We start from the raw sequence: 1,445 nt of genomic DNA, 5'->3' as shown, positions 1-1,445 counted from the left end.
GCTTTGGCCTTGAAGCTCATCCCCTGGTCCAGGGGTTCGACCGAGAAACTCATCGTCTGCATTGGCGTTCCCGTCCCTCTCTCTCCGTCCCCGACTGATGGGGATGGCCCCGGTTGACGGGGTTTGGGCCGCGCTTTCATTGCCCCGGAGAAGGGAAGCGGCTTGGATTGGTGATACGGTATACCAGATGCCAGTTCATGACAAGCGGATATGTTTGGATCGCGGACTGTTTCTTCGATGAACGAGGGCGGCGCCCCGCCGGCCAGAACGCGTCTCTTGGCGCTCTTTTGGAATATCGTATACGGTATCCAAATAGGTCATGACTGGTATACCGAATCCAACATGGTCCGAGCTGCCCCTTGGCGGTACAAATGTCTTTGGAACTACACGCATTCCTCCCTGTAGATTCCCCCACCTGACGGCTCCGCGGCTCACCGCCGGCGGAGCCTTTTTTTGGCTCCGCCCATCTGCGGCAAACTGGCATACCGTACACCAGATATTCCCTCGACCTCCATGACCGTGTAGATTGGCCGGGTCAACGAATCAGGCGAACGGAGGAAAGCCATGAAAGCAGCGGACATCATGACCCGTCAGGTGGTCACCATCGGTCCCGACGCCACGGTGACCGAAGCCGCGAAGCGCATGCTGGAGAACCGGATCAGCGGCATGCCCGTCTGCGATCCGGAGGGGCGTCTTCTCGGCGTCATCAGCGAGGGCGACCTGCTGCGCCGGGCCGAGACCGGCACGGTCCGCCGGGCCTCCTGGTGGCTCGCCATGCTCGCGGGCGCGCCGTCCCAGGCGTCCGACTACACCAAGTCCCATGGCCGCCATGTCCGCGACGCGATGACGGAGAACCTGATCGCCGTCACGGAGGAAACGACGCTGGACGAGGTGGTCCGCCTGATGGAGGGCAACCGCATCAAGCGCGTTCCGGTGCTGCGCGGCGGCAAGCTGGTCGGCATCGTCAGCCGCGCCAACCTGCTGCACGTCCTCGCCAGCATCGCGCCGGACGTGGCGCCCGCGGCGGCGGACGACCGCGTTCTGCGCGACCGGCTTCTGGAGACGCTGCGGGCGGAGCCCTGGGCGCCGGAGATCAGCGACAACATCGTCGTGCGCAACGGCGTCGTTCATCTCTGGGGCAGCGTCCGCACCGAGGCGCAGCGTGACGCCCTGCGCGTCGCGGCGGAGAACACCCCCGGCGTGACCCGCGTGGAAAATCACTTGGCCATCGTCGATCACGTCGCCGAAGGCGCCGTCGGATTCTGATCTGGCGGCTTCTGATCCGGAGGCCGTTCCGGCAACAGAAAAGCCCCTTCCCGGTTCGTCCGGGAAGGGGCTTTTCCTTTCGGCAGCCTTTTACTCGGTGGCCTTCACGACCTCTTCGGTGACCTTCTTGGCGTCGCCGAAGAGCATCATGGTGTTGGGACGGAAGAACAGCTCGTTCT

At 63.9% G+C, this 1,445-nt stretch carries 2 protein-coding genes; one reads left to right on the top strand and one right to left on the bottom strand.

From position 1 onward, the window contains the following. The first annotated feature begins 564 nt into the window (after positions 1-564). Positions 565-1,266 carry a CBS domain-containing protein gene (locus QSG27_RS28905; protein WP_306712292.1) on the top strand — a complete coding sequence of 234 codons (702 nt, stop codon included), beginning with the start codon at positions 565-567 and terminating at the stop codon, positions 1,264-1,266. Positions 1,267-1,356: 90 nt separating this feature from the next. Here the strand turns inward: QSG27_RS28905 and QSG27_RS28900 are convergent. Continuing rightward, on the bottom strand, positions 1,357-1,445 hold an 89-nt coding region (locus QSG27_RS28900), incomplete at its 5' end, for an NAD(P)(+) transhydrogenase (Re/Si-specific) subunit beta (RefSeq protein WP_253828411.1).

The organism is Azospirillum isscasi (genome assembly GCF_030849505.1).
GTDB classification, from domain to species: Bacteria; Pseudomonadota; Alphaproteobacteria; order Azospirillales; family Azospirillaceae; genus Azospirillum; species Azospirillum isscasi.
This window is presented reverse-complemented; position numbering and strand designations above follow the sequence as displayed.

Coding starts and splice junctions, on each gene's coding strand:
- QSG27_RS28905 (WP_306712292.1), top strand. CDS start 565: ATGAAAGCAGCGGACATCATGACCCGTCAGGTGGTCACCATCGGTCCC.